Source organism: Streptomyces sp. NPDC088706, from assembly GCF_044752765.1.
GTDB lineage: Bacteria > Actinomycetota > Actinomycetes > Streptomycetales > Streptomycetaceae > Streptomyces.
In genome coordinates, this window is record NZ_JBIVLW010000001.1 from 136,605 (window position 1) to 156,643 (window position 20,039).

The following is a 20,039-nucleotide window of genomic DNA, read 5'->3' on the forward strand; positions in this document are numbered from 1 at the left end:
GCCGGCCGGAGCGCTCCGGGGCGTGCGGGCCCCGGAGCGCTCCGCTCAGGCGTCCGGCCCGGGGTGGTGCCGGGTGCGGCTCCGGCGGCGTACGGCGGCGGCGCCGCACAGGGCCAGCGCGAGCAGGGCTCCGGCGCCGGCCACCGCGGAGACGGCGCTCAGGGCCGTGTCCGGGGTTCCCGCCGCGTCGGCGAGCGCGGGGCCGGGAGCGGCCTCCGGAGCGGCCTCGGGTGCCCGGTCGGCGCCCGGAGCGGGTGCCGGGGCCTGGGGCGGGCCGGCCGCCCGCCCGGCGCCCGCCGCCTCGGGGCCGTAGCCTCCCGCCTTGCCCGACGTCGCGTACCCGGAGCCGGGCAGCTTGTCGCCGTACGCCGCCTTCACCCGGGCCCGGTAGGCGTTCAGGGTGGTGCCCTTCGCGCCCACGGCCGCCGTGGCGTCCTCGTCCAGCGGGAGCACCCGGGAGGCGTCGTGGACGTACCAGGCGTCGATCTGCGGTTCGCGGAAGACCGTGCCGCCGGGGAGCGCGCGGACCCCCCGCGCGGTGTAGCGGGCCTCGTCGTCGCCGGTGGCGATGTTCACCACCTGCCACTCGCCGCTGCCCGGGGCCCCGGGGACGGTCCACAGGGACGCCTTCCGGCCGTCGGAGGAGACGGCGGTGGCGGCGAGGTAGTCCAGGGTGCTCGGCGCGGCCCCCGGCTTCCCGGCGACGAACGCGGCGGAGAGCGTGCGTACCGGCACGGTCCTCGCCTCGATGCGCGGGGCAGCCGCCGTACGGGCCACCGCTCCCTCCCGGGCGAAGAACCGGGACAGGGTGTCCAGGGTCGCCGGCGCGGAGGCCGCCTCGTGGGCGGCTGCCAGCGTGGCGGCGGTCAGCTTGGGCGGGGCGGGCGCCTCGTCGGCGGAGGCGAGCGGCGCGGCCGTGCACAGGGCGGTGGCGGCGAGTGCGGTGGCGACGGCGAGGCGCCGGGTGGTCGCGGTCATGTCCTCACGCCCCGATCCGGTAGAGCGAGTGGGTCCAGGAGAACTGGTTGTTGTTCACGTACCAGGAGTGCGAGGCCCAGTTGTAGCGGTCGCTGGAGGGCCACGGGTCGCCCCAGTAGACCCAGCTGTTGGCGTCGTCGTAGCCGTAGATGACGTGCATGTGGCCGCCGCCGGACGACCACTGGATGCGGGTCTCGATGGGCCGCTGGGCGGCTATCTCGGTCTGGACGGTCGGGTAGCGCAGCCAGCCGGTGACGTAACTGCCGGGCCGGACACCGGCCCAGGACAGTCCGGTCTGGACGTTGCCGAGGGTGGCCTGCGAGTTGGGGCACTCGGTGTTCTGCGAGCGGTTGAAGGCGGCGTTGCAGAACTGGTTCTGGGAGTAGTCGCGGCCGAACCAGGCGGCGATGGTGTTGCCGCCGGCCGCCCAGCACCAGTTGGTCTTCTGCTGGGCCTGCATGGTGATGTTCAGGCGCTGGGCGGCGGCGGCTCCGCGCTCCTGGGACGGGGACTGGGCCTCGGTGGCGGTGGCGGTGGCCGCGGGGACGACGAGGAGGGCGGCGGCCAGAAGGGCCGTGAACGGGAATCTGGCGGGCCTTCGGGGCCGGATTCTTGGGTTGCGCATGGCGTTCCTCCCAAGGCGGGGGGGTGGGGATCGGAGGAGCGCGTCCGGACGCTGATGAGGAGCATCGACCGTTGTCCGGAACAGGTCAACACGCTTCAATGCGGAGTGACATCACGGTGTGAACGGCACGGCGCCCATGTGAACGGCGCACACCGGTCACCTGCTCCCCCGCATCTCCCGGGGGCGGTGTCCCCTCTCCCCCACGTGAACGTTCACCGGAGGCCCCCATGCGGCACACCGAGAGAGAACTGGCCCAGGTGCTGCACACCGGCCCCTTCCATCTGGCCCTGCGCACCGCCCTCTCGGTGCGCGGGCTGCCGCTCCACCGGGTGCAGCACCATCTGGCGCACCGGGGCGTCAAGCTCGGGGTGACCAGCCTGAGTTAGTGGCAGCAGGGCGTACGCCGTCCCCGCCGCCCCGAGTCGCTGCGGGCCGTCCGCGCCCTGGAGGACGTGCTGGCGCTGCCGGACGACTCCCTGCTGCGGCTGCTGCGGGGCGACGGTTCCGGTACGGACGGGGAGCGCCCGGCTCCGCGCTCGTACCGCTCGCTGCTGGAGTCCTCGGGGGCGGTGGAACGGCTGCTGGCGGCGATGGAGTCACCGGTGGACGGCGGACTGCACACCGTGGACCACCAGGAGCGGGTACGGATCGGGGCCCGGCGCGAGCTGGCGGGGCGTTCCTCGCTCCATGTCGTCCGCGCGCACCGGGACGGGATCGACCGCTATCTGGCGATCCACCGCGGCGACGCGGGGTGTGATCCGGCGCGCATCGCGGTGCGGGCCGGGGAGAACTGCCGGACCGGGCGGGTCCGCTGGGACGCGGAGGCGGGGGTGCTGGTGGCGGAGCTGCTCTTCGACACCCGGCTGCGGTCGGGTGAGACGTACCTCTTCGGCTACGGCTTCGAGGACGGTACGGGCGGGGCGAGCGGCGAGTACGTGCGCGGCTTCACCTTCGGCGGTGGGCACTACGTGCTCCAGGTCGGCTTCGACGAGGCGGCGCTGCCGGTCCGGTGCCGCCGCTTCGAGCAGTCCTCGGCGGGTGCGGCGCGCGCGGCCCGCCGGGACCTCACGCTCACCGGACGGCACCGGACGGTGCACGTGGTGGAGGAGGGGGTGCGGCCGGGGCTCGTCGGGATCGACTGGGACTGGGACTGACCCCGGGGTTACGCGGGGTGGGTCAGGCGCCCGGTCGCGTGGCGGGGTCAGGCGCCCGGTCGCGCGGCGGGTTCAGACATCCGGTTCACGTGGCGGGGTCAGGCATCCGGTCCACGTGGCGGGGTCAGGCGCCCGGGCCGGCGACGAGTTTTCCGCCTTCGGCCGTGACCGGGACGGCGGGCAGCGGCACGGTGGCGGGGCCCTGGACGACCTTGCCGGTGGTCGTGTCGAAGCGGCTGCCGTGGCAGGGGCAGTGCCCCTCGGTGCCCTCGATCTTGGTCAGGACGCAGCCGCCGTGGGTGCACTGGGCGCTGAACGCCTTGTACTCACCCTTCGCCGGGCAGCTGACGACGAGGCGCTGCTCGCGGTAGAGCTTGGCTCCGCCGACGGGCACCTCGGAAGCCGCGCCGAGGGGGACGGGAGCGGTGGGGGTGGGCTGTTCGGCGTGGCCGAGCTTGGAGTCGGTCGAGCAGGCGGCCGCTCCCAGCCCGGCGGCACCGGCGAGCGCGGCGCCCTTCAGCACGGTACGGCGGGCGGCGGGCAGACCGGGCATGCGGACTCCACGGATCGTTGTTCGGGGTGGGGCGGGGTCGAGCGGGGCGGCTCGGGTGGTCGCCGAGCGGACGGGAGGCGACGAGGGCCGTGGCCGCCCGTTCCCCACGGTGACGGAACCGACGATACCGGCGGGGAACGGACGGCCCGCGACCGGGCCGGTCACGACCGTGGCCCCCTCCGGGACGGGAGGGGGCCACGGTCGTCCGCTCACGCCTTGCGGGCGCGTGTCGCCTTCTTCGCGGTGGCCTTCGTGGCCGTCGCCTTCTTGACCGCGGCCGTGGACGCCGTGGCCTTGGTGGCGGCCGTCTTCGTGGCCGTCGCCTTCTTCGGCGCCGCGGACTTCTTCGCCGCCGCGGTCTTCCGGGCGGCGGTCCTGCGAGCCGTCCCCCGGGCCGAGGGCACCGCGGCCTCGCTGATCCGGTCCGCGTCCAGGATCCCCTGGAGGAACTTCCCGGTGTGGCTGGCGGGGACCGAGGCGACCTGCTCCGGGGTTCCCTCCGCGACGACCAGACCGCCGCCGTTGCCGCCCTCGGGGCCCATGTCGATGACCCAGTCGGCGGTCTTGATGACGTCGAGGTTGTGCTCGATGACGATCACCGAGTTGCCCTTGTCGACCAGGCCGGAGAGGACCGTGATCAGCTTGCTGATGTCCTCGAAGTGGAGACCGGTGGTCGGCTCGTCCAGGACGTACACCGTGCGGCCGGTGGAGCGCTTCTGGAGCTCGCTCGCCAGCTTGACGCGCTGCGCCTCACCGCCGGAGAGGGTCGGCGCGGACTGCCCGAGCCGCACGTATCCCAGGCCCACGTCGTTGAGCGTACGGAGGTGGCGGGCGATCGCCGGGACGGCCTCGAAGAACTCCAGGCCCTCCTCGATCGGCATGTCCAGCACCTCGGCGATGGACTTGCCCTTGTAGTGGACCTCCAGGGTCTCCCGGTTGTAGCGCGCACCGTGGCAGACCTCGCACGGGACGTACACGTCGGGCAGGAAGTTCATCTCGATCTTGATCGTGCCGTCGCCGGAGCAGTTCTCGCAGCGCCCGCCCTTGACGTTGAAGGAGAAGCGGCCCGGCAGATAGCCGCGCACCTTCGCCTCCATCGTCTCGGCGAACAGCCGGCGGACGTGGTCGAAGACCCCGGTGTACGTCGCCGGGTTGGACCGGGGCGTCCGGCCGATCGGCGACTGGTCGACGTGGACCACCTTGTCGACGAGGTCGTCGCCGTCGACCCGGGTGTGGCGGCCGGGGACCGACTTGGCGCCGTTCAGCTCGCGGGCCAGGTGGGTGTAGAGGATGTCGTTGACCAGGGTCGACTTCCCGGACCCGGAGACGCCGGTGACGGCGGTGAGCACGCCGAGCGGGAAGGAGACGTCGATGTCATGGAGATTGTTCTCCCGCGCTCCGTGCACGGTGAGGCTGCGGGCCGGGTCGACCGGGCGGCGGATGTCCGGCGTCGGGATGGCCCGCTTGCCCGCCAGGTACTGGCCGGTGATCGACTCCTTGTTGGCCAGCAGCTCCTTGAGCGAGCCGGAGTGGACGACCTTGCCGCCGTGCTCACCGGCGCCGGGGCCGATGTCGACGACCCAGTCGGCGACCTTGATGGTGTCCTCGTCGTGCTCGACGACGATGAGCGTGTTGCCCATGTCGCGGAGCCGGACCAGGGTCTCGATCAGGCGGTGGTTGTCGCGCTGGTGCAGGCCGATGGACGGCTCGTCCAGGACGTACAGCACGCCGACCAGGCCGGAGCCGATCTGGGTGGCCAGCCGGATGCGCTGGGCCTCGCCGCCGGAGAGGGTGCCGGCCGCGCGGTTCAGCGAGAGGTAGTCCAGGCCGACGTCGACCAGGAACTTCAGCCGCTCGTTGACCTCCTTGAGGACCCGCTCGGCGATCTTCTTGTCGCGGGCGTTCAGCCTGAGGCGGCCGAGGAACTCGGCGCAGTCGCTGATCGACATCGCGGCGACCTCGGCGATGGACCTCTCCATCACCGTCACCGCGAGCACGATCGGCTTCAGCCGGGTGCCCTCACAGGTGGGGCAGGGCACCTCGCGCATGTAACCCTCGAAGCGCTCCCGGCTGGAGTCGCTCTCGGCCTCGGTGTGGCGCCGCTTGACGAACTGGACGGCGCCCTCGAAGGCGGGGGTGGTGTAGGCGCGCTCGCGCCCGTAGCGGTTGCGGTAGCGGACCTCGGTCTGGATCTTGTGGCCGTACAGCAGGGCCTTCTTGGCCCGCTGCGGCAGTCCGGCCCAGGGGATGTCCGTACGGAAGCCGAGCGCCTTGGAGAGCGCGCCGATCAGCCGTCCGAAGTACTCCTTGGTGTGGCCGTGCGACCAGGGATGGATCGCCCCCTCGTCGAGCGACTTCTCCTCGTCCGGAACGATCAGCTCCGGGTCGACCTCCATGCGCGTACCGATGCCCGTGCAGTCGGGGCAGGCGCCGAAGGGAGAGTTGAAGGAGAAGGAGCGCGGCTCCAGCTCCTCGAAGGAGAGGTCGTCGTAAGCGCAGTAGAGATGCTCCGAATACATCCGCTCGCGCTCGGGGTCGTCCTCGGGGAGGTCGACGAAGTCCAGGACGACCATGCCGCCGGAGAGGCCGAGCGCGGTCTCGACCGAGTCGGTGAGCCGGCGCTTGGCGCTGTCCTTGACCGTGAGGCGGTCGATGACCACCTCGATGGTGTGCTTCTCCTGCTTCTTGAGCGTGGGCGGCTCGGAGAGCTGGATGGTGGTGCCGTCGACCCGGGCGCGGCTGTACCCCTTGGTCTGGAGGTCGGCGAAGAGGTCGACGAACTCGCCCTTGCGCTCGCGCACCAGGGGCGAGAGGACCTGGAAGCGGCTGCCCTCGGGCAGGCCGAGGACCTTGTCCACGATGGCCTGCGGCGACTGGCGGGCGATGGGACGCCCGCACTCGGGGCAGTGCGGCTTGCCGATCCGGGCGAAGAGCAGCCGGAGGTAGTCGTAGACCTCCGTGATGGTGCCGACCGTCGAGCGCGGGTTGCGCGAGGTCGACTTCTGGTCGATGGAGACGGCAGGGGAGAGACCCTCGATGAAATCGACGTCCGGCTTGTCCATCTGGCCGAGGAACTGCCGGGCGTACGAGGAGAGGGACTCCACATAGCGCCGCTGGCCCTCGGCGAAGATCGTGTCGAACGCGAGGGACGACTTGCCCGACCCGGAGAGCCCGGTGAAGACGATGAGGGAGTCACGGGGGAGATCGAGCGAGACGTTCTTCAGGTTGTGCTCGCGCGCGCCACGGACGATGAGACGGTCGGCCACGCCGGTCCGCACCTTTCTAGAGAGAAACGGGGGAACTCAGCCCCCGGTCCAGGTTATGGGGGGGCGCCACTGCGATGGGGGAAGCTTTGTCTCCTCCGAGCGTATAGCACGCACATTCGATTAACGGTCGCGCTCGGGCACCTTCACCCGAATGAGTGGCGGAGCTAGGCTCGGCCGCATGATGGATCATGCGCATGACCTGGGAGCTGTACGCGAAGCGACCGATCGGCTGCTCAACGAAGCGGGCAGCTGGGACGACGCCGCACTCGCCGAGCCGTCACGGCTGCCCGGATGGAGTCGGAGCCATGTTCTGGCCCACCTGTCACGTAACGCCGACGCGCTCGGAAATGTTCTCCGGGGTCTGCCGATGTACGCGAGCAGCGAAACCCGGGACGCCGATATCGCGGCCGGCGCACCGCGCCCCCTGGCCGAGCAGCTGGCCGATTTCCGGGCGAGCGCGGACCGCTTCCGGGCGGTGGCCGACGAACCGGCCGACTGGTCCCGTACGGTCATCCTGCGCAACGGTGTGACGGATTCCGCGTCCCGGGTCCCCTTCCGCCGCCTGATCGAGCTGGAGATCCACCACGTCGACCTGGACGTCGGCTACGAGCTGGAGGACCTGCCGGAGGGGTTCACGGAGCGGGAGATCGCCTTCCTCACCGACCGCTTCTCCGGCCACCCGGACGTCCCCGCCACCACGCTGACCGACGAGCGCGGCCGCGCCTGGACCACGGGCGGCGGGGCGGACGGCGCACCGGTGTCGGCGCGGGGTACGGCGGCCGGTCTGCTGGGCTGGCTGGCCGGCCGCCGCGACGGCTCCGCCCTGACCGTGACCGGGGGCGCCCTGCCGGCGCTGCCGCCGCTGTAGGCGGGTCCCCGCCGGGGCCGGGAACACCGTCCGGCCCCGGCGGGGACGGATTAGGGTGAACCGCATGACGTACAGCGGAGCGGTGAAGGTCGGCGGACCGGCGAGCGTGCACGAACTGACGGATCTGATGATCTCCAAGGTCGCCGTGGGCGCCATGGACAACAACGCCTACCTGCTGCGCTGCCGGGCCACCGGCGAGCAGCTCCTGATCGACGCGGCGGCCGAGGCCGCCACGCTGCTGGCGCTGATCGGCGCTGACGGCATCGCGTCGGTCGTCACCACCCATCAGCACGGGGACCACTGGCAGGCGCTGGCCGAGGTGGTGGCGGCCACCGGCGCCCGGACGTACGCGGGCCGGTACGACGCCGAGGGCATCCCGGTCGCCACGGACGTCCTCGTGGAGGACGGCGACACGATCACCGTGGGCCGGGTGGAGCTGACCGCCCGCCACCTCACCGGTCACACGCCGGGCTCGATCGCACTGGTCTACGACGATCCGCACGGGGCGCCTCACCTGTTCACCGGTGACTGCCTCTTCCCCGGCGGGATCGGCAACACCCGCCAGGACCCGGAGGCGTTCGCGAGCCTGCTGCACGACGTCGAGACGAAGCTGTTCGACCGGTTGCCGGACGAGACCTGGGTCTACCCGGGCCACGGGAACGACACGACCCTCGGCGACGAGCGGCCGCACCTGCCCGAGTGGCGCGCGCGGGGCTGGTAGCCCGGGGCGTCGGCTCGCCCCGCGGACGCGGACGCGTACATCTCGCCTCGCGGACGCGCACATCTCGCTTCGCGGACGCGTACACATACGTGCAGCGGCCGGAGTGGACGGCTCGCGCCGTTCCGCCCCGGCCGCTGCCGGTGTGTCCCTGCGCCGCCCTCGACGGCCCGGGGTCAGCTGCTGATGGTCTCGGTCTCCTCGTCGGCCGGGCCGGCGCTCTTGGCCGCCTCGGCCTCGGCCGCCTCCTGCTTCTTGTTGGCGATCAGGCTGGTGATCGTGGTGACCACCAGGACGCCGCAGATGACGGTGAGCGAGAACGGGATGGAGATCTCAGGCACGTGCACCCCGGACTCGTGCAGGGCGTGCAGCACCAGCTTGACGCCGATGAAGCCGAGGATCACCGACAGACCGTAGCTGAGGTGGACCAGCTTCTTCAGCAGACCACCGATGAGGAAGTACAGCTGCCGCAGACCCATCAGCGCGAACGCGTTGGCCGTGAAGACGATGTACGGGTCCTGGGTGAGGCCGAAGATGGCCGGGATCGAGTCCAGCGCGAACAGCACGTCGGTCATACCGATGGCGAGCATGACCACCATCAGCGGGGTCATGATGCGCTTGCCGTTCTTCTGGATGAAGAGCTTCGTGCCGTGGTACTGGTCGGCGACACCGAAGCGGTGCTCGATCGACTTGAGGAGGCGGTTCTCCTCGAACTCCTCGTCCTCCTCGTCGGCCCGCGCCTCCTGGATGAGCTTCCAGGCGGTGTAGATCAGGAACGCGCCGAAGATGTAGAAGACCCACGAGAAGTTGGCGATCACGGCGGCACCGGCGGCGATGAAGATCGCCCGGAGCACCAGGGCGATCAGCACACCGATGAGCAGCACCCGCTGCTGGAGGTGCGAGGGCACCGAGAACTTCGCCATGATCAGGACGAAGACGAAGAGGTTGTCGACGCTCAGCGACTTCTCGGTGATGAATCCGGCGAAGAACTCACCGGAGGCCTGGCCCTGGCCGAAGACCATGAGGCCGAGTCCGAAGAGGACGGCCAGCGCGATCCAGACGATCGTCCAGATCCCGGCTTCCTTGGTCGACACGTCATGGGGCTTGCGCCCGATGAAGAAGTCGACGGCGATCAGGGCTGACAGACCAAGGATGGTCAGGGCCCAAACGGTCCATGAAACGTCCACTGCGCCTCCGGCAGTTCGCTACGGCTACTTGATCAGCGTCGTCGCTGCCGGAGGTCTCTTCCACCCTGGCACACGGGATGCGTGCCGGGCCGACGCCCCGGGACCGGTCACGGTCCGTACTGACGAGAACGTCGCGTAAGGAGTACTCCCCTCCGTGGACCGAACAGTACATGCTTCACCAAGGATAGGTAAAGAAAAAGGTAAAGGAATGACAAAATGAGCAGGTCGGGGCCGGTGAGGGGTCAGCGGCCGGCAGCTCTGCGAGCGGCCGTGACGGCGGCGAGGACCTGCTCCAGCACGCGGCTGCCCGGTGGTGTGGCCGGAGGCTCGTAGGTCCAGGCGTGACCGACCCAGGGATCGGCGAGGTGGTTGTCGGCGACCGGGGTGATCCGCAGCAGCGAACGCCACAGCGGGTCGAGCACCGGCCCGTACGCACTGGCGTCCTCGCGGTCCGCGACCATCAGCAGGTGGACGCCGACCGCCGGGCCCTCGTCGGCGAGGTAGCGGAGCTGGGTGACGGCCCGGTCGTCGAAGCCGTGCGGGAAGTCGTTGACTACCAGGAGCTGCTCGCCGGTGTCCAGGTCCGGCGGGAGCGAGTCGGCCGCACCGGCCCGCACCGCCATCTGCACCAGGTCCACGCGGCGGGTGAGGTGGGCGAGGACCGAGGCCACTCCCCCGGGCCCGGCGGCCGGCGGCGCGGCGAGGACGTCCGCTTCGACCAGCGGCGCCAGCGGCCCCGCCGCCGAGCCGGCCGGGTCGATGACGTGCACCGAGAACTCACCGGGCGGGTACACGGCGAGCAGCCGGGCGGCGTGCAGGACGGCCGTCTCCAGCGCGAGGCGGCGCAGCCGGTCGCTGTCCGTGAGGGCGGCGGCCTCGGAGGCCGTACGCCCGCTGTCCACCCATATCCCCCGCTCCAGCGGCAGCCGGACGAGCAGCGGGATGCGCAGGTCGGAGCGCTCGGGCAGGTGGAGGTCACCGAGGCGCAGGGCCATCGGCAGCTCCATCGGGATGCGGTGGGCGTGCCAGACGGGGTTGTCCCAGCCCGCGTACGCGGCGGGCAGCGCGGGCCCGACGACGGCCGCCTCGGCGGCCAGCTGGGCGAGGTCGCGGTCGAGGACCTCACGGGCCCGGGCGGTCAGCTCGTCGCGTTTGGCGCGGGCCTCCTCGCGGGCGCGGTCACCCGCGCCGCCGATCCGGTCGCGCGGGTCGGACAGGGACCGGTCGAGCTCCTGGCCCATCCGGGACTCGGCGAAGTCCACGGCGCTGCGGTAGGCCGCGACGGCCCGTGCCAGGTCTTCGAACATGCCCCAGATCTGGTTGTAGAGGCGCTCGTCCATCGACCAGCCGGTCGCGTCCCCGGCCACCGGCCGCGCGGCCTGTCCGGGCTGGGCGGGGGGCGGGGTGGGTGGCGCCGGCGGCGGGGCGGTGTGCCGCCTACGCGGGTGCGCGTAGTCGATGGGGCCGCCGGGGGCGGGGGTGGAGGCCGTGCCGGCGGTGGCGCCGGTGCCGGTGGGCGGGGGCGCGGGGGTGGCGGCCGGGTCGGGCAGCGCATCGGCGGTGGCGCCGGTGGGCGGGGGCGCGGGGGTGGCGGCCGGGTCGGGCAGCGCATCGGCGGTGGCGCCGGTGCCGGTGGGCGGGGGCGCGGGGGTGGTGGGCCGGGGCGTGGCCGGGGGGTGCGCGGCGGGCCGAGGCGCGGACGGCGGGCGGTGGGCGGACGGTCCGGAGCCGTGTCGTACGCGGTCGCCTTCGGGGGTGCGGGGCGGTGGCGGGGCCACCGAGCGGGCCAGGGACCCGGCGACCGCCTCCTGGATGGCCGCGGCCAGCTCGGCCGCACCGGTCAGGCCCTGATCGGTGAGCATCTCGGCCAGCCCGGCCGCGTACCCCTGTCCGACGGCCCGGACCTTCCAGGCGCCCTGGCGGCGGTAGAGCTCCAGGGCGCTGACCGCCGACTCGGCGTCCAGGCCGGTGAGCGTGAAGGTGGCGATCTCGGTGCCGTCGAGCCCGGTGACGGCGACGAAGGGCGCGGCGGTGGCGCCGAACCTTGCCGGGCCGCCGACGCCCACCGGGAGGGCGAGGAGCACGGTGACCCGGTGCACCTCATCGGGCAGGGCTTCCAGGTCGACGGCGAGGCGGTGGTCGGCGGCGGCCTGCCGGGAGACTTCGAGGCCGGGGAGCCGGTGGCGACCGGGGTGGGCGACCCATTCGACGCCGCGCACCGTGCCCCTCTCGTCGCCGAAGGTGGCACCGGCCACGACGGGCGAGCCCGCCGACACCCGGAGCTCCAGACGGGTCTGGGGCAGGGCGTGGTTCTGCCCCCGGACCAGCTCGGCCGTCATTGCGCTGTCCCCCTCGACGATGTGTGCTGCGCCGGCATCGGCGCGTGCGGCTCCCGAAGACCGGGGCTTCGGGAGCCGCACCCGCCGACCGATGCCGGCCCGATCCCGGTCCGGTCCGCCTACAGGTGGGGCAGGACGGACGGCATCAGGTCCTGGAAGGTGCGGCCGTTGGCCGGGTTTCCGAGGGCGGTCATCTGCCATCCGCTGCCCGCGCGGTGCACCTTCGCCATGATCTGGGCGGTGTACTGGCCGCCGCCGTCCAGCGTGTACCGGGCGAGCTCCTGGCCGTTGGTCTCGTCGACGATGCGGCAGAAGGCGTGGCGGACCTCCTGGAACGTCTGCCCGGTGAAGGAGTTCACCGTGAAGACGATCTGGTCGATGTGGACCGGGACGCGCTGGAGGTCGACGAGGATCGCCTCGTCGTCGCCGCCGGAGCCGGCGCCGCCGACCAGGTTGTCGCCGGTGTGCTTGACCGAGCCGTCGTCGCTGACGAGGTGACGGAAGAAGACGACGTCGACCGGCTGCTTGTCGGCGAAGAGCACCGCCGAGGCGTCCAGGTCGATCTCCCGGGTGCGCGAGCCGAACAGACCGCGGCGCGGAGCCGCCTGCCAGCCGAGCCCCATCCGTACCGCGGTCAGGGTCCCCCCGTCGCTCTTCTGCAGGCTGATGGCCTGACCCTTGGTCATGTTGACCGTCACGCGCTGTCCCCTCTCGGCGTTGCCCCGCAACCGTCCATGTGCGGTTTCCCCGCACCCTACGCACTGCCCCCGGGAGGGCAGCAGGCTCGGTCCGTTTTTGTGTCGGTCTTGCAACACACCGGGGGTGGCGGCCCCCGGTGTGGTCCTCGTAGAGCGCCGCCCGCCCGCGTCAGGCGAGACCCGCCTCCTTCATCTGGCGCAGCTCCTTCTTCAACTCACCCACCTCGTCACGCAGCCGGGCCGCGACCTCGAACTGCAGGTCCGCGGCGGCGGCCCGCATCCGGTCGGTCATCTCCTCGATGATTCCGGCCAGTTCGGTCGCGGGACGGTCGCTGACGACCGCGCCGGGCGACGCTCCCCTGTTCTTCGCTCCGCCCTTGGCCGCCTTGACGCCGAGCGTCGGCACCGGGGTCTTGGCCTCCTTGCCCTGGCGGTAGCCGGTGCCGAGGAGCTGCTCGGTGTCGATCTCCTCGCGGGCGATGGTCGCCACGATGTCGTTGATCTTCTTGCGCAGCGGCTGCGGGTCGAGGCCGCGCTCGGTGTTGTAGGCGATCTGCTTCTCGCGGCGGCGGTTCGTCTCGTCGATGGCCTGCGCCATCGCCGGGGTGACCTTGTCCGCGTACATATGGACCTGGCCGGACACGTTACGGGCGGCGCGTCCGATGGTCTGGATGAGCGAGGTGCCGGAGCGCAGGAAGCCCTGCTTGTCGGCGTCGAGGATGGCCACGAGGGACACCTCGGGAAGGTCGAGGCCCTCACGGAGCAGGTTGATGCCGACCAGGACGTCGTACTCGCCGGAGCGCAGTTCGCGCAGCAGCTCGATGCGGCGCAGGGTGTCGACGTCGCTGTGCAGATACCTGACTTGGATGCCGAGCTCCAGGAAGTAGTCGGTGAGGTCCTCCGACATCTTCTTGGTGAGGGTGGTGACCAGGACCCGCTCGTCGCGCTCGGTGCGCTTGCGGATCTCGTGCACCAGGTCGTCGATCTGACCCTCGGTGGGCTTGACGACGATCTCGGGGTCGACCAGGCCGGTGGGGCGGATGATCTGCTCGACGAAGCCGTCGCCGCGCGAGAGCTCGTACTTCCCCGGGGTGGCGGAGAGGTACACCGTCTGGTCGATCCGCTTCAGGAACTCCTCCCACTTCAGCGGGCGGTTGTCCATGGCGGAAGGCAGCCGGAAACCGTGGTCGACGAGGGTCCGCTTGCGGGAGGCGTCCCCTTCGTACATCGCGCCGATCTGCGGCACGGTGACGTGCGACTCGTCGAGGACGAGCAGGAAGTCCTCGGGGAAGTAGTCGAGGAGGGTGTTGGGGGCGGTGCCCGGGGCCCGCTCGTCGAAGTGCATCGAGTAGTTCTCGACGCCCGAGCAGCTGCCGATCTGGCGGAGCATCTCGATGTCGTACGTGGTGCGCATGCGCAGTCGCTGGGCCTCCAGCATCTTGCCCTGCTTGTCCAGCTCGGCCAGGCGCTCCTCCAGCTCCTGCTCGATGCCCCGCACGGCCTTCTCCAGCCGCTCGGGGCCCGCCACGTAGTGGCTGGCGGGGAAGACGTGCAGCGACCGGTCCTCGCTGATGACCTCGCCGGTCAGCGGGTGCAGGGTGGAGAGGGCCTCGATCTCGTCGCCGAACATCTCGATGCGGACGGCGAGCTCCTCGTAGACCGGGAAGATCTCGATGGTGTCGCCCCGGACCCGGAAGGTGCCGCGGGTGAACGCGAGGTCGTTGCGCGCGTACTGCATCTCCACGAAGCGGCGCAGCAGCTGGTCCCGGTCGATCTCCTCGCCGACCTTGAGCTGGACCATGCGGTCCACGTACTCCTGGGGCGTACCGAGGCCGTAGATGCAGGAGACGGAGGCGACCACGACGACGTCACGCCGGGTGAGCAGCGAATTCGTCGCCGAGTGGCGCAGCCGCTCGACCTCCTCGTTGATCGAGGAGTCCTTCTCGATGTAGGTGTCCGACTGCGGGACGTACGCCTCGGGCTGGTAGTAGTCGTAGTACGAGACGAAGTACTCCACCGCGTTGTTCGGCAGGAGCTCGCGGAACTCGTTGGCCAGCTGCGCGGCGAGGGTCTTGTTCGGCGCCATCACCAGGGTGGGGCGCTGCAGCTTCTCGATCATCCAGGCGGTGGTGGCCGACTTGCCGGTGCCGGTCGCGCCGAGCAGGACGACATCCTTCTCACCTGCCCGGATGCGCCGCTCCAGGTCGGCGATGGCCGTGGGCTGGTCGCCGCTGGGCTGGTAGGGACTGACGACCTCGAAGGGCGCCACCGAACGTTCGATCTTGGAAACGGGCCGCATGCAACCACCGTACGGCCACCCACTGACAACGGCCTCGGATCGGCACTGACAACGGCCTCGGACCGGCCCCGCCGCGATCGGTTCCGGCGCCCGGCGATGGGGCGGGCGGGAAGTTCGGTCCGGCAGGTGATCGTGGCGGGTGAGGCCGGGTACGAGGTGGCGCGGCTGGACGCGGGCGGCTGGTTCGGGAAGCAGTTCACGGGGGCGCGGGTACCGACGCTCAGCCGGTTCGTGAACCTTCTGGAGCGCGACCGGCAGAACCTGCTCCTGGAGATCGAGAGCCCCGCGACCTGCCCGGGCATCGAGCGGGACGTCCTGTCTCCCGGGCACCCCGGCGGTGGGCGACCTCCCGTCGTACGCCGCGTTCACCGACCGGATCAACCCCTCGTACGCGACGATCGGAGCCGATTGCGTGGCGGGGGGCACGGGGCTCGGGCCGGGGCCGTTGTCAGTGGGCGGTCGTACGGTGGTCGGCATGAACAGCTACCGGCGCGTCACCGAGCCGACCGTCGAGTGGTCCGTCGTGGAGAGCGGTATCGGGCCGCTGCTGCTCGCCGCGACCTCCGCCGGCCTGGTGAGCGTGGCCTTCCACGCCCGCCCCGACGTACGGGACGCGGCGCTCGCGCGGCTGCGGACCCGGCTCGGCGCGGAGCCGCTGGAGGCGCCCGGCTCCCCTCGGCTGGCCGAGCCGATACGCCGGCTCGCGGCGTACTTCGCGGGCGAGCGGCACACCTTCGGCCTGGAGCTGGACTGGTCGCTGACGACCGGGTTCCACCGCGAGGTGTTCCGCGAGCTGGAGTCCGGGGTGCCGTACGGGACGGTCGTCGGGTACGGGGAGCTGGCCGCGCGGGTCGGCCGGCCGGAGGGGGCGCAGGCGGTGGGGGCCGCCATGGGGGCCAACCCGCTGCCGCTGGTGGTGCCCTGCCACCGGGTGGTGGAGAGCGACGGCGGCCTCGGGGGGTTCGGGGGCGGGCTGGAGACGAAGCGGCGGCTGCTGGCGCTGGAGGGGGTGCTTCCGCAGCCGCTGTTCTAGGCCGGTTCACCCGTTCGGGTGCACCGCTTGGTTCACCTGATGGCACACTGCGCCGGTGACGCCACCCCTCCCCCGCTCCGCCGTCCCGCCGGTCACGGCCGCCGGGCTGCCCGCACTCCAGCGCCGGACCACGACCGTGCTCGTCGTCAGCCAGATACTCGGCGGCCTCGGTGTGGCCATCGGCATCGCCCTGGCCCCGATGCTGGCCACCCAGGTGACCGGCTCCGAGGCCCTGTCCGGTCTGGCCCCGACCGCGTCCGTCGCCGGTACGGCGCTGCTGTCGCTGCCGCTGGCCGCCCTGATGACCTCGCGCGGCCGCCGCCCGGGCCTGGTGCTCGCCTATCTGATCGGCGCGCTGGGCGGCGCTCTGGTGGTCCTGGGCACGGTGGTGCGCAGCTTCCCGTTGCTGCTGCTCGGCATGGCGGCGTTCGGCGCCGGGTCCTCCGCCAACCTCCAGGCCCGGTTCGCGGCGGCCGACCTGGTCGGGCCGGAGCGGCGGGGCCGGGCGATCTCCACCGTCGTCTGGGCCACCACGATCGGCTCGGTGGCGGGCCCCAACATCGCGGCTCCGGCCGGCCGGCTGTTTCGCGGGACGCCGGTGCCGCAGAGCGCGGGCCCCTACCTCTGGTCCGCCGCCGCCTTCCTGCTCGCCGGAGTGGTCGTGGCCGTGCTGCTGCGCCCGGACCCGCTGCTCACGGCCCGCGCCCTGGCCCCGCAGAGCACCCAGGGAGAACGGAAGCGGTCCTTGCGCGCCGGGGTCGTGGCCGTCCGGGAGTCGCCGAAGGCCAAGCTGGCCCTGGCGACCGTGACCGTGTCGCACACCGCGATGGTGTCGATCATGGTCATGACCCCGGTCCATCTCGGCGGGCACGGTGCCCGTCTCCAGCTGATCGGGCTGGTCATCAGCGGGCACATCGCGGGCATGTACGCGTTCTCGCCGGTGATGGGGTGGCTGGCCGACCGGTTCGGCCGGCTCTCCGTGATCGGTCTCGCGGTCGGCCTGCTGAGCTGCGCAGCGCTGCTCGCGGGCACCGCCGGGCCCCGGCACGGCCAGACCGCACTGGGCCTGTTCGTGCTCGGCCTCGGCTGGTCGGCCGGGATGATCGCCGGATCGGCGCTGCTCACCGACTCCGTACCGCAGGCCGCCCGGGCCGCCGTACAGGGCCTGTCGGACCTGACCATGAACGCGGCGGCCGGCGTCGGCGGGGCGACGGCCGGGGTGATCGTCGCCCAGTGGGGGTACGGCCCACTGAACGCGACCGGTGCCGCCCTGCTGCTCCCGGTGGCCGCGCTCGCGTTGCGCCGGAGCCTGAAGCCCACACCGCAGACCCGATAGATCCCCCAGGCCCCAGGAGCCTCAGAGGTTGATGTGGTACGCCTTGCGGAGCGTCTCGTGCACCGTCCAGGTGGTCCGGTCGCCCTCGCGCAGGACGCAGGCGTCCCCCGGGCCGATCTCCAGCGTCGCGCCGCCCTCGACCGCCACGGTCGCCCGCCCGCTGACGACCACGAACAGCTCGTTCGCCTCGGTGTCCGTGACCACTCCCGGCGTGATCTGCCAGATCCCGCGCACCTGCGTACCGTCGGCGGACTCCCACAGCACCTTGCCCGTCACCACGGGCTCGCCCGAGACGATCTGTGCCGGATCGAGCGGCTCCGGTTCGAGCTCGGCGTCCGGGATGTGCACGGCGAAGGAGGCGGGGGCCTGGTCATATGTGGTCATGGCCGGTCACCCTAGCGACCGCTTCCGGCCGTCCCGTCACCAGGACCGGCCGGAACCCGTCCCCCCGGGGTTTGCGGCCCTCCCGCCCGCGACAGGGATGGGGGCATGCCACAGAACATCGACACCTCCTACGAACCGGTCCTCTCCGCCGAGGTACGCGCGGCCCTGACCGGCGGGCTGCCCGTCGTGGCCCTGGAGTCGACGATCATCGCGCACGGGCTGCCGCGCCCCCGCAACCTCCGGGTGGCGATCGAGCTGGAGGGAATCGTCCGGTCCGCCGGTGCGGTGCCGGCCACCATCGCCGTCCTGGACGGGCGGGCCCATGTGGGCCTGGAGAAGGACGAGTTGGAGCGCGTGGCCGGAGATCCCGCGGTCCGCAAGCTGGGCCACCGCGACCTCGCCCCCGCCCTGGCGCTCGGGGCGAGCGGCGCGACGACGGTCTCCGCGACCGCGTTCCTGGCGGCGCGGGCGGGCCTGCGCGTCTTCGCCACCGGAGGGCTCGGGGGCGTGCACCGGGAGTGGTCCGAGAACCAGGACGAGTCGGCCGATCTACGGCTGCTCGCCCGCACCGGGATCACGGTGGTCTGCGCGGGAGTGAAGTCGATCCTGGACGTCCCGGCGACGCTCCAGCGCCTGGAGACCCTGGGCGTCTCCGTCGTCGGCTACGGCACCGGGCACTTTCCCGGCTTCTATCTGCGCAGCTCCGGACAGCCGGTCGACTGGACCGTGCACAGCGCCGAGGAGGTCGTGCGGGTGGCGCGGGCGAAGGAGGCGCTGGGCGGCCCGGCGACCGCGCTGATCGTCGCCAACCCCGTACCGGAACAGGACCAGTTGGACCCCGCGCTGCACGACCGGGTGCTCGCGGAGGCGCTCGACGCGTGCCGGGAACGCGGGATCACCGGGCAGGGCGTCACCCCGTTCCTGCTGGACCAGCTGATGCGGCGGACCGAGGGCGCGTCGCTGGAGGCGAACCTGGCGGCGGTACGCGCAAACGTGCGGCTCGCGGCCCGGATCGCCGCGGCAGCGGCCGTACGGTGAACCTCCCGGTGGCGGGGAGCGGGCTCCTGGTCGTCGGGGACGTGGTCACCGACGTCGTGGCCCGGCACGGCTCCGCGCTCGCCCACGGCACGGACACCGCCGCCCGGATCCGGAGCCTGCCCGGCGGCGCGGGGGCCAATGTCGCGAGCTGGGCGGTGCGTTCGGGGTGTACGGAGGTCGCGCTGCTGGCCCGGGTCGGGGTGGAGGACGCCGACTGGCACCGGGACGCGCTGGAGCGGGCGGGGGTGCGGGCGCTGCTGGCGGTGGACGAGGAGGTGGCGACCGCGACCGTCATCGCCTTGGTGGACGCCACCGCCGAGCGCACGTTCCTCACCGACAGCGGGGCCGTGCTGCGGCTCGCCACCGACGACTTCGCGCCCTCGATGCTGGACGGCATGGGGTGGCTGCACCTCTCCGGCTATCTCCTGTTCGCCGCCACGAGCCGCGCCACGGCGCAGCTCGCCCTGCGTAGCGCCCGGGAACGGGGTGTACCGGTGAGCGTGGACCCGGCGTCGGCGGGGTTCCTGGCCGAGCTGGGCCCGCAGCGGTTCCTGGAGTTCGCCGCGGGGGCCGAGCTGCTGCTGCCCAACGCGGATGAGGCGCGGCTGCTGACCGGGCTGCCCGAACCGGGCGAGGCGGCGGCCGAGTTGAGCCGTACGTTCCCCCGGGTCGGCGTCACCCTGGGCGGCCGGGGCGCGGTGCTGGCCGCCGGTGGTGCGGTGACGGGGTGGGTCCGTGCGCGGCCGGTCCGCGACCCGGTCGACTCGACGGGGGCGGGCGACGCGTTCACCGGTGGGTTCCTCGCGGCCCTGCTGGCCGGGGCGGACGACGAGGCCGCCGCGCTGGAGGGCTGCCGGTGTGGGGCCGAAGCGGTCACCGCGGTGGGCGGACGCCCGCCCCTGTGAGGGTCAACGCCGAAGGCCGCCGCCCAGCCCCGACCACGCCGGATGGAGCGGGTCGTCCGCGCGCACGACCACGTCCGCCATGTCGGCGGGCACCACCTCGTCCTCGTACCGGGCGAAAGCCGGCAGCGTCCACCGCTCCGCTTCCGCCGTGCGCCGCACCAACGCGCCCGGCGAGAGCCGCACATGGACGCTCAGCGCGAACGGGAACCAGTGGCCCAGCAGCAGCGGCCCGTGCACGATCACCACCCCGCCCTCGGGCAGCGGATGGTAGGGCGTCCGGGTGGCCCGGTCGGTGACCGGATCCCACAGGTCGGGCAACACCCGCCCGGAGCCGCCCGCCTCCAGCGGCCCGAACACCTCGCGCCAGAGCGCCCCCGTGTCGAACCAGCTGTCGGCGTACGAGTCCGGGTCCTCCTTGCCGTACTCGAAGCGCAGGCTCGCCGGGCGCAGGAAGCCCTCGGTGGAGACGGTGAGCACCGACCGGCCGCGCAACCTCAGCTCATCGGCTACACGTTCGGCCAGGTCAGCGGTGTGCGCGGCCGGGGCGCCGTCGATGCCGAGGGTGAGCCAGGGCGCCCCGTCGGCGGCACAGAGGCCGTCGCTGTGCCGGGCCAGCTCGCCGGCCAGCCGTTCCCAGGTGATCGCTTCGAGTCGCACG

16 protein-coding genes and 2 pseudogenes are annotated in these 20,039 nt (G+C 72.4%); 8 read left to right on the forward strand and 10 right to left on the reverse strand.

The genetic code is table 11. The features are described 5' to 3' along the window. Window positions 1-45: 45 nt before the first annotated feature. Both ACIQAK_RS00685 and ACIQAK_RS00690 read right to left on the reverse strand, forming a co-directional pair. The gene (locus tag ACIQAK_RS00685; RefSeq protein WP_366388461.1) at window positions 46-978 is read right to left on the reverse strand and encodes a hypothetical protein; all 933 of its coding nucleotides are present in this window, start codon (window positions 976-978) and stop codon (window positions 46-48) included. Between the two features lie 4 nt (window positions 979-982). Next, a complete protein-coding gene (locus ACIQAK_RS00690; RefSeq protein WP_366388460.1) occupies window positions 983-1,603 on the reverse strand; it encodes a papain-like cysteine protease family protein in 621 nt (206 codons plus the stop codon). 227 nt (window positions 1,604-1,830) lie between these two features. Between ACIQAK_RS00690 and ACIQAK_RS00695 the strand changes: the two are divergent. After that, window positions 1,831-2,757 (forward strand): annotated as a pseudogene (locus ACIQAK_RS00695) (hypothetical protein). Window positions 2,758-2,881: 124 nt separating this feature from the next. Here the strand turns inward: ACIQAK_RS00695 and ACIQAK_RS00700 are convergent. After that, window positions 2,882-3,310 (reverse strand): Rieske (2Fe-2S) protein, encoded by a 429-nt coding sequence (locus ACIQAK_RS00700; RefSeq protein ID WP_366388459.1) that lies wholly within the window; start codon window positions 3,308-3,310, stop codon window positions 2,882-2,884. Between the two features lie 209 nt (window positions 3,311-3,519). Next, the gene (gene uvrA / locus ACIQAK_RS00705) at window positions 3,520-6,576 is read right to left on the reverse strand and encodes an excinuclease ABC subunit UvrA (RefSeq protein ID WP_366388458.1); all 3,057 of its coding nucleotides are present in this window, start codon (window positions 6,574-6,576) and stop codon (window positions 3,520-3,522) included. 178 nt (window positions 6,577-6,754) lie between these two features. On the opposite strand from uvrA, the gene ACIQAK_RS00710 reads away from it, so the two are divergent. Further along, window positions 6,755-7,444, forward strand: a complete 690-nt coding sequence (locus ACIQAK_RS00710; protein WP_366388457.1) for a maleylpyruvate isomerase family mycothiol-dependent enzyme — start codon at window positions 6,755-6,757, stop codon at window positions 7,442-7,444. 64 nt (window positions 7,445-7,508) lie between these two features. Then, complete coding sequence (locus ACIQAK_RS00715) at window positions 7,509-8,165, forward strand: MBL fold metallo-hydrolase (protein WP_366388456.1); 657 nt, start codon at window positions 7,509-7,511, stop codon at window positions 8,163-8,165. A 173-nt stretch (window positions 8,166-8,338) separates the two neighbouring features. Here ACIQAK_RS00715 and ACIQAK_RS00720 read toward each other — a convergent pair whose 3' ends face one another. The 4 genes from ACIQAK_RS00720 to uvrB all read right to left on the reverse strand — a co-directional run bounded on the left by ACIQAK_RS00720 (window position 8,339) and on the right by uvrB (window position 14,685). Continuing rightward, the gene (locus ACIQAK_RS00720) at window positions 8,339-9,349 is read right to left on the reverse strand and encodes a TerC family protein (RefSeq protein ID WP_366388455.1); all 1,011 of its coding nucleotides are present in this window, start codon (window positions 9,347-9,349) and stop codon (window positions 8,339-8,341) included. Between the two features lie 242 nt (window positions 9,350-9,591). Next, complete coding sequence (locus ACIQAK_RS00725; RefSeq protein ID WP_366388454.1) at window positions 9,592-11,688, reverse strand: TerD family protein; 2,097 nt, start codon at window positions 11,686-11,688, stop codon at window positions 9,592-9,594. A 119-nt stretch (window positions 11,689-11,807) separates the two neighbouring features. Further along, window positions 11,808-12,386: a TerD family protein gene (locus tag ACIQAK_RS00730; RefSeq protein WP_366388453.1), complete on the reverse strand. Its 579-nt coding sequence runs from the start codon at window positions 12,384-12,386 to the stop codon at window positions 11,808-11,810. A gap of 169 nt (window positions 12,387-12,555) precedes the next feature. Then, entirely contained in the window at window positions 12,556-14,685 is a 2,130-nt protein-coding gene (gene uvrB / locus ACIQAK_RS00735; RefSeq protein WP_366388452.1) for an excinuclease ABC subunit UvrB, read from the reverse strand. Window positions 14,686-14,838: 153 nt separating this feature from the next. On the opposite strand from uvrB, the pseudogene ACIQAK_RS00740 reads away from it, so the two are divergent. From ACIQAK_RS00740 to ACIQAK_RS00750, 3 genes and pseudogenes are all read left to right on the forward strand, one after another. Next, a pseudogene (locus ACIQAK_RS00740) lies at window positions 14,839-15,103 on the forward strand (glycerophosphodiester phosphodiesterase); the annotation flags it as partial. 57 nt (window positions 15,104-15,160) lie between these two features. Then, the gene (locus tag ACIQAK_RS00745; RefSeq protein WP_366388616.1) at window positions 15,161-15,718 is read left to right on the forward strand and encodes a methylated-DNA--[protein]-cysteine S-methyltransferase; all 558 of its coding nucleotides are present in this window, start codon (window positions 15,161-15,163) and stop codon (window positions 15,716-15,718) included. A gap of 136 nt (window positions 15,719-15,854) precedes the next feature. Beyond that, the gene (locus tag ACIQAK_RS00750) at window positions 15,855-17,054 is read left to right on the forward strand and encodes an MFS transporter (RefSeq protein WP_401847765.1); all 1,200 of its coding nucleotides are present in this window, start codon (window positions 15,855-15,857) and stop codon (window positions 17,052-17,054) included. A 21-nt stretch (window positions 17,055-17,075) separates the two neighbouring features. On the opposite strand, the gene ACIQAK_RS00755 is transcribed toward ACIQAK_RS00750, so the two are convergent. Next, on the reverse strand, window positions 17,076-17,438 hold the full coding sequence (locus tag ACIQAK_RS00755; protein ID WP_366388450.1) for a cupin domain-containing protein: 363 nt from the start codon (window positions 17,436-17,438) through the stop codon (window positions 17,076-17,078). Between the two features lie 105 nt (window positions 17,439-17,543). Here ACIQAK_RS00755 and ACIQAK_RS00760 point away from each other — a divergent pair, with 105 nt between their 5' ends. Further along, window positions 17,544-18,476 carry a pseudouridine-5'-phosphate glycosidase gene (locus tag ACIQAK_RS00760; RefSeq protein WP_366388449.1) on the forward strand — a complete coding sequence of 311 codons (933 nt, stop codon included), beginning with the start codon at window positions 17,544-17,546 and terminating at the stop codon, window positions 18,474-18,476. Beyond that, window positions 18,473-19,381 (forward strand): PfkB family carbohydrate kinase, encoded by a 909-nt coding sequence (locus ACIQAK_RS00765; RefSeq protein WP_366388448.1) that lies wholly within the window; start codon window positions 18,473-18,475, stop codon window positions 19,379-19,381. Before ACIQAK_RS00760 ends, ACIQAK_RS00765 begins: the two co-directional genes overlap by 4 nt. 3 nt (window positions 19,382-19,384) lie before the next feature. Here ACIQAK_RS00765 and ACIQAK_RS00770 read toward each other — a convergent pair whose 3' ends face one another. Further along, window positions 19,385-20,038, reverse strand: coding sequence for a uridine kinase (locus tag ACIQAK_RS00770; RefSeq protein WP_366388447.1), 654 nt, complete (start codon window positions 20,036-20,038; stop codon window positions 19,385-19,387). Window position 20,039: the final 1 nt, after the last annotated feature.

Bases quoted from the DNA above. Each gene is read 5' to 3' on its own strand.
- ACIQAK_RS00710 (WP_366388457.1), top strand. From the start codon at position 6,755: ATGATGGATCATGCGCATGACCTGGGAGCTGTACGCGAAGCGACCGAT.
- ACIQAK_RS00690 (WP_366388460.1), bottom strand. From the start codon at position 1,603: ATGCGCAACCCAAGAATCCGGCCCCGAAGGCCCGCCAGATTCCCGTTC.
- ACIQAK_RS00715 (WP_366388456.1), top strand. From the start codon at position 7,509: ATGACGTACAGCGGAGCGGTGAAGGTCGGCGGACCGGCGAGCGTGCAC.
- ACIQAK_RS00725 (WP_366388454.1), bottom strand. From the start codon at position 11,688: ATGACGGCCGAGCTGGTCCGGGGGCAGAACCACGCCCTGCCCCAGACC.
- ACIQAK_RS00700 (WP_366388459.1), bottom strand. From the start codon at position 3,310: ATGCCCGGTCTGCCCGCCGCCCGCCGTACCGTGCTGAAGGGCGCCGCG.
- ACIQAK_RS00745 (WP_366388616.1), top strand. From the start codon at position 15,161: ATGAACAGCTACCGGCGCGTCACCGAGCCGACCGTCGAGTGGTCCGTC.
- uvrB (WP_366388452.1), bottom strand. From the start codon at position 14,685: ATGCGGCCCGTTTCCAAGATCGAACGTTCGGTGGCGCCCTTCGAGGTC.
- ACIQAK_RS00760 (WP_366388449.1), top strand. From the start codon at position 17,544: ATGCCACAGAACATCGACACCTCCTACGAACCGGTCCTCTCCGCCGAG.
- ACIQAK_RS00685 (WP_366388461.1), bottom strand. From the start codon at position 978: ATGACCGCGACCACCCGGCGCCTCGCCGTCGCCACCGCACTCGCCGCC.
- ACIQAK_RS00755 (WP_366388450.1), bottom strand. From the start codon at position 17,438: ATGACCACATATGACCAGGCCCCCGCCTCCTTCGCCGTGCACATCCCG.